We start from the raw sequence: 6,208 nt of genomic DNA on the forward strand, positions 1-6,208 counted from the left end.
ATTCTCGCTCGCAACCCACCGGAGCCAATTCTTGCTGTACTTGCGGCGGGGCCGCTTGAGGACCTCATTCACTACGTCGGGCCCGAGTTCATCGACCGCATAGAGTTACAGGCTCGCCAAGATCCAGCCTTTCGTCATCTGCTCGGTGGAGTCTGGGCAAGCGGCACAACCGATATCTGGGCGCGTGTAGAGGCGGCACGTGGTGCAACGTGGTAGTACTTGCCTAACATCTCGTTCAAGGCGGACGGCTGCGCCGCCGCTTAACTCAAGCGTTAGGTCTTTGCTTGCTGTGCCGTTCGCAAGTTTGGTTTTCGTCAGGCAGCACGTTGACGTGAGATGCTTCGCTTCGGCAAGCTGCCTTTGGGGTTTGCGGCAAGTCGTCAGGTTTCTGAGCGTGGGGGTTTCGGCTCGTTGTTCTTGCACGGCATGGCGCAGTTGGTCATGGCATGCTCGGGCCGCAAAGTCCTAACCAGTCATTCAAGCGGACGGCTTCGCCGCCGCTTAACTCCAGCGTTAGAGCGCATGAAACAGACCTCCGCGGCAAATTTGGCTTTGCTTCTTGTTGTAGCTGGTTGGTTGCTGGCTTACTACGGCGTCATGTCGCAACTTGGCGACCCGTCGCCATCAGTTCCTCACGCGCAAATCGAAGCTGCTCGGCACCAGTCGCTGGCAGTATTGCTCATCGGCGTAGCGAGCATCCTCACGGCGCTCTGGCTGTCCGGCTACAGTTTTTCCGCCGCAAAGGTTCGTGCCAGCGCTTGCGCGGCGTTAATCTTGCTGCCTTCGGTTGCTGTTGTCTGGAGCACGCTGTAGGTGGCGGTGCGCTCTAACTACTCGTTCAAGGCGGACGGCGTCGCCGCCGCTTAACTCCAGCGTTAGACTTCACTATGCAAATCGCTCCATCTCAACGAACTGCGACATATGCAGGCGCTTGGTCGGCACTAGGTGCTGTTCCTTGGGATCAATGGATGAGTCATCAAAAACGTGGCCACGACGTTCTAACCACTAACCTGATCTCGCTGTTGGTCTTCGTAGTGTTTCTCATCGTGCCAGGGTTTCTTTTTGTAATTGGTACAAATACCGGCGTATACAGTCGTTTTTGGTTTCTAGATCCAAAGCAACGTGCAGCTTATTGGGTCATATCAAAACGTATGTTTTGTTGGTTCGCAGGGGCAGCGGTGTTCGGTGCTATTTGGTCGCTTACCTTATGGGGTGCGCTGCGCGCATAGCTTGGCTAGGTGGGCTCGTGCCGTTGTCTAACATTTCGTTCAAGGCGGACGGCTTCGCCGCCGCTTAACTCTAGCGTTAGGCAGCGCAATGAAGCGACTCTGGCCATGGATATATTTAGCGTTGTTTGCAGCCACCTTCTGTGGTGGCCTGTCGGTCCTTGGTAAAACTCAAGGCCACACCAACGTCGACTGGGTGTTCATAACCATTTCTTTCTTTGGTCTCTTGGTCTTTCCGTCCTTGGCCGTCGCGTTTGCGCGCTCTCGCACAACATCTCGTCTTCCAGTCGCATCGTTTTCGCGAGGTTTTCGCGGTGGGTGGTGGGCAGACCCGTTACAGTGTCTTCGTATTACTAGCCTGTTGCTTAGCGGCATGTTCCTTGGCTCGCTGTTTACGTTGCCTCATGCCGCATCGCAGGAAGTCATGGTTGTGTGGTGGTACGCTGCTATGGCACTTGGCACAGCAGCAGGCGAGCTTATCGCGCTCAAGGCGTTTCGCGGCAGCGTTGCCTAACTACTCGTTCAAGGCGGACGGCTGCGCCGCCGCTTAACTCCAGCGTTAGACGTCAGGGAGCGAAATGCGCATCTCGGTACAATTTCGCCAGACACTGATCAGTGCCGGAGTGGTTGGTTCATTCTTTGGCGTGCTGGTCGCTCTGGCAAGTTTTGCGTTCTACTCTGAGTACGGCCCCAACATCGCTTCTGCTCCTCACGGCGTCTTGGCAAACACTTTCAATGCCGTCGGCACTTTCTTCTTGGTTACCGTTGGTATCGTCGTCTTCGGCCTCCTGCCCACAGCACTCGCGCTTTTGCTAAGCAGGCTTCTCCGCAAGACGTCTAACTAATCGTTCAAGGCGGACGGCTACGCCGCCGCTTAACTCAGGCGTTAGCCCTTCAACCATGGAGGTGTGAGATGACTTTTCCAAATGTGCTTCATCGGCCAAGCGCGTTCCTGCCGCTGGTTATGTCGGTCGCGGCGTTAGCTTTGGTCCTCGGTCACGTGGCCATGGTTGGTGCTGTTGTCGCACATCAAGCCGACGAGGGCGCTATCGCGCACATCTTCCAGCTTCTCATAGCCGGCCAAGTCCCCCTTGTGGCGTTCTTCGCAATCAAGTGGCTGCCGCGCGCTCCGCGTCTCTCGCTATCAGTCTTGGCGCTTCAGGCAGCAGCGGTCGTTGCGGCCCTTGCGCCCGTTTACTTCTTCAACCTGTAGCTCAGGGCTAACAGGTCGTCCAAGCGGACGCGCGAAAAGCCGCGCGCCGCTTAACTCCAGCGTTAGGCACTTATCACATGCGCAATTCGGGAAGGTTCGGGAAATTCTACTTGTGGGGCGCTCCGCTCACGGGCGCTCTCTTAACGGCAACCTTTCTAGTCATCCGAATGTCTTGGAGCGACGATGTCAGCGGTAATTTCGTGCCCGCATTCGCTACTTGGTTCTTAGTACGGCTTGTCATTGGCTATGCGCTGGCTCTCCCTCTTCTGCTGCTCGCTCACCGTCTTGGCGTACGGAACATTGGCGGTTTTGCAGCAATTTCCGCGTTGGCGGCCGTTCCCTACGAGTGGTATGTTTCCAATCCCATGAATGCTTGGCATCCGACTGAGGCACAAGTAGATCATGGTATTTACTGGGCGTCTTTCATAGTCTCAATTATTTTGGCATCAAGCACTGGTATTTGCTTTTCACGTGGCGCATTGCCAACAAAACGTGCCTAACCAGTCGTTCAAGGCGGACGGCTTCGCCGCCGCTTAACTCCAGCGTTAGGTCTTTGCTTGCTGTGCCGTTCGCAAGTTTGGTTTTCGTCAGGCGGCACGTTGACGTGAGATGCTTCGCTTCGGCAAGCTGCCTTTGGGGTTTGCGGCAAGTCGTCAGGTTTCAGAGCGTGGGGGTTTCGGCTCGTTGTTCTTGCGCGGAATGGTGCAGTTGGTCATGGCATGCTCGGGCCGCAAAGTCCTAACCCGTCATTCAAGCGGACGGCTGCGCCGCCGCTTAATTCCAGCGTTAGACCGCAAAGGAACCGGCATGGCCGTCAACTTAGCAACAACTCCAGCGCTTGCGCTGAATCTACGGATTGTTTCCGGGTTCATTGCGGTTCTCAGCGCAGTAGCTGCCGCCCTCTCAATTCTCCACGGCACAAGTACCGCCCTACAGTTGTCACTTGAGTGTGCGGGAGTTGTGGCATGGGGTTCGCTTGCTTTCTTCGGCAACAAACCTGGTTGGTCACGCACCATGACACTTGCGGCATTTGTTGTGTACGTGGCTTTGTCAGTGTGTAGGCTGGCTGGCGTTGTGGTCTAACATTTCGTTCAAGGCGGACGGCTTCGCCGCCGCTTAACTCTAGCGTTAGGCCCCGAATGGAAAAGATGTCGCACGCCGAGTACATCGAGCAATTGCAGCACGAGGCTGGTCGCGTCGCTGTAGCAACCGTCGCGGGCAATCTGGACATTCTTGAAGCATGTTGGGTGCTCGGGCCTCTTCTCGCGCAGGCCGAGCTGGCGCCAGGCGATCCTGATGCCCACGCAATTGGCCAAGTCTGCTCAGAGCTGGACGGTCTACCTGTCGGGGAGGCGCGTGCTCTGTGGTCATCGCTAGCTCTCGAACGACTGGCGCCTGAGTTAGAGTCACTCAAGCGTTGGGCTCTTCAGCTAGCTATGCCGGCCATTCAATCTGTGGCCGCGCGGTTCGGGGTCTAACATTTCGTCCAAGGCGGACGGCTTCGCCGCCGCTTAACTCAAGCGTTAGACGTTCTTTGGGGGCATTGCATGAAGTCTGACAACTTTCCTATCGCGGCGTCCGTTGCGCTTGCAGTCGGCATTTTGCAGACGTTCCTTCTGCGCTACGTGGACGCCTATATAGCAGCCTATTCCCCAGTTCCTATCTGGCTCGCTTCGCACGTTTTCCCGAGCTTTTTCTTGCTCTCGCTACTGCTCATATATGACTGGCTCATCAGCATTTTTCTCTGCCTTCCAGCCGCTTATATTTTGTGCAAATTGCGTCCCCGCAGGCTCTTCGTCTACCTAATTATTGCGGTTGTACCAAGCTTTCTTTGGCAACACCGCTTTGTCTTCATCGAACCCGCTCGATACAGTAATTTCTTGGCTTTTAACAGCGTTCTGCGTGATTTATTCATGCTGCCAGCGGCGACAGCAATTGTTCGCTTTGCTCAACGTCGCAGGAACGTCTAACAATTCGTTCAAGGCGGATGGCTTCGCCGCCGCTTAACTCAAGCGTTAGCCTATATGCGCACAATCCTCACTCTTCTATTGCTCGCGGCTTGTAGCCACGCTTCGGCAACGTCTTGTGACGCGGTGAGTCGTACGCTCACGACTGCCCAACGAGGTGCCTGGGCACCTGTGCTGGCCAAGCAACTAAGTGTCAGCTCGGTTTCCGTCAGCCAATCCTTCGCCCTGGCAGATTGGCACATCGTCTACGTCGATACTCCCAATACAGATTCGGCATTTCTCTTCTTCCACGGTGACCCGCTCAGTACCCATTTCGTTACCTTATGGGCTGGCGCAGCTCGCATGCAGGAGGAAGGTTCCATCAGGACTTGGGTCGTCAAAAATGCGCCAGGTATCCCTGCGCCCCTCGCAACTTGTTTTGCGTGGTACGTCTCAAATGTACTTAACCGCTAGACTCGGCTAACCAATCATTCGAGGCGGACGGCTTCGCCGCCGCTCAATTCCAGCGTTAGGTCTTTGCTTGCTGTGCCGTTCGCAAGTTTGGTTTTCGTCAGGCAGCGCGTTGACGTGAGATGCTTCGCTTCGGCAAGCTGCCTTTGGGGTTTGCGGCAAGTCATCAGGTTTCAGAGCGTGGGGGTTTCGGCTCGGTGTTCTTGCACGGCATGGCGCAGTTGGTCATGGCATGCTCGGGCCGCAAAGTCCTAACCAGTCATTCAAGCGGACGGCTTCGCCGCCGCTTAACTCCAGCGTTAGGCCTATGCGACCGCACATTTGCTCGTTACTTATTTTTTTTGCAGCTCTTGCGGGATGCGCAACAAGCGCCGGCTTGGTTGCGTCGCCGGACTCGGCTCTGGCAGACGCAAAGGCTCGGTCCGCCACTTACTGCGCAAAGTACGCGGAGGGCTGCGAATTCAGAGCCTCGCCCCTTATTCATGGTGGTTGGTCAGTCAGCGTCATTCCAATCACCCACGACGTCGATGGAGTTAGAAGCTACGGAATCGATTCGGACGACTTCTACCTATATGATTCACAGGGTCGCTTCTCCAGTGCGCTACGTGGCTACTAGGCCTAACCAGTCATTCGAGGCGGGGGTTCTACCCCGTTTTCGCGGACAGTTGAGTTAAGGCCGTAAAGGCCTGGTCCCGAACATCGATTCTGCGTTGCATTCGGGGATTGTGGAAGCGTTCGATGTAATCAAAGACGTCCGCTCGTGCATCAGCCAAGGTCAAGTAGCGCTGACGATGGATGCGCTCGCGCTTGATCATGCCGAAGAAGCCCTCTGCCGCTGCGTTGTCAGCGCAGTGACCCACGGCGCTCATGCTGCTCAGGATGTGGTGGTCAGCGAGGAATCGCTGGTAGTCGCCGCTGGTGAATTGCGTTCCACGATCGGAGTGCAGTACGAGGGGCTCTCGATGGGGCCGCTGCCAGCAGGCCATCAGCACGGCTTTGATCACCATGTGCCGATCTTGGATGCCCGACATCGACCAACCCACGATTTTGTGACTGTGTAATGACCCAGCACTTCCTGCACAGGTCAGGCCGCTAAAGCATAAGCCTCGGCGGGGGTCTTCATGCCCAGCGCCTGATGGGGGCGCCGGTGGTTGTAGAACTGGATCCAGTCGCCAATCACGCGCATCGCGTGCTGCTGTGTTTCGAAGCGATGCCGATGCGCGCACTGCTCCTTCAACGTGCGGATGACACGCTCCACCATGCCGTTCTGCTGTGGGCAATGTGGTGTGATGAATTCCTGCCGCAGGCCATAGCTGCGTACCAGTCGCGTGTAGTGTCGGCTGGTAAAGACC

General features: G+C 56.2%; 7 protein-coding genes and 1 pseudogene. 6 read left to right on the plus strand and 2 right to left on the minus strand.

The window, feature by feature from the left end; all coding sequences use genetic code 11:
• From EAH75_RS19820 to EAH75_RS19490, 6 genes are all read left to right on the plus strand, one after another.
• A partial coding sequence (locus tag EAH75_RS19820) for a DUF6869 domain-containing protein (protein ID WP_343182735.1) occupies positions 1 to 216 on the plus strand: 216 nt, incomplete at its 5' end.
• 306 nt (positions 217 to 522) lie between these two features.
• Positions 523 to 813 carry a hypothetical protein gene (locus EAH75_RS19470; protein ID WP_140806563.1) on the plus strand — a complete coding sequence of 97 codons (291 nt, stop codon included), beginning with the start codon at positions 523 to 525 and terminating at the stop codon, positions 811 to 813.
• A gap of 537 nt (positions 814 to 1,350) precedes the next feature.
• Positions 1,351 to 1,740 carry a hypothetical protein gene (locus EAH75_RS19475; protein ID WP_140806564.1) on the plus strand — a complete coding sequence of 130 codons (390 nt, stop codon included), beginning with the start codon at positions 1,351 to 1,353 and terminating at the stop codon, positions 1,738 to 1,740.
• A gap of 64 nt (positions 1,741 to 1,804) precedes the next feature.
• Complete coding sequence (locus tag EAH75_RS19480; RefSeq protein WP_140806565.1) at positions 1,805 to 2,071, plus strand: hypothetical protein; 267 nt, start codon at positions 1,805 to 1,807, stop codon at positions 2,069 to 2,071.
• 68 nt (positions 2,072 to 2,139) lie between these two features.
• The gene (locus EAH75_RS19485) at positions 2,140 to 2,439 is read left to right on the plus strand and encodes a hypothetical protein (protein WP_140806566.1); all 300 of its coding nucleotides are present in this window, start codon (positions 2,140 to 2,142) and stop codon (positions 2,437 to 2,439) included.
• Between the two features lie 1,547 nt (positions 2,440 to 3,986).
• A complete protein-coding gene (locus EAH75_RS19490) occupies positions 3,987 to 4,409 on the plus strand; it encodes a hypothetical protein (protein ID WP_140806567.1) in 423 nt (140 codons plus the stop codon).
• A gap of 1,091 nt (positions 4,410 to 5,500) precedes the next feature.
• Here EAH75_RS19490 and EAH75_RS19495 read toward each other — a convergent pair.
• Positions 5,501 to 5,917: pseudogene (locus tag EAH75_RS19495) on the minus strand (DDE-type integrase/transposase/recombinase); the annotation flags it as partial.
• A gap of 23 nt (positions 5,918 to 5,940) precedes the next feature.
• Positions 5,941 to 6,208, minus strand: a 268-nt coding sequence (locus tag EAH75_RS19500; protein WP_140806416.1) for an integrase core domain-containing protein, incomplete at its 5' end; no start/stop codon positions are given.

Source organism: Rhodanobacter glycinis (genome assembly GCF_006438785.1).
Lineage (GTDB): Bacteria > Pseudomonadota > Gammaproteobacteria > Xanthomonadales > Rhodanobacteraceae > Rhodanobacter > Rhodanobacter glycinis_A.

Excerpts from the sequence above, each read along its gene's own strand:
- EAH75_RS19470 (WP_140806563.1), top strand. The coding sequence starts at position 523 with ATGAAACAGACCTCCGCGGCAAATTTGGCTTTGCTTCTTGTTGTAGCT.
- EAH75_RS19490 (WP_140806567.1), top strand. The coding sequence starts at position 3,987 with ATGAAGTCTGACAACTTTCCTATCGCGGCGTCCGTTGCGCTTGCAGTC.
- EAH75_RS19480 (WP_140806565.1), top strand. The coding sequence starts at position 1,805 with ATGCGCATCTCGGTACAATTTCGCCAGACACTGATCAGTGCCGGAGTG.
- EAH75_RS19485 (WP_140806566.1), top strand. The coding sequence starts at position 2,140 with ATGACTTTTCCAAATGTGCTTCATCGGCCAAGCGCGTTCCTGCCGCTG.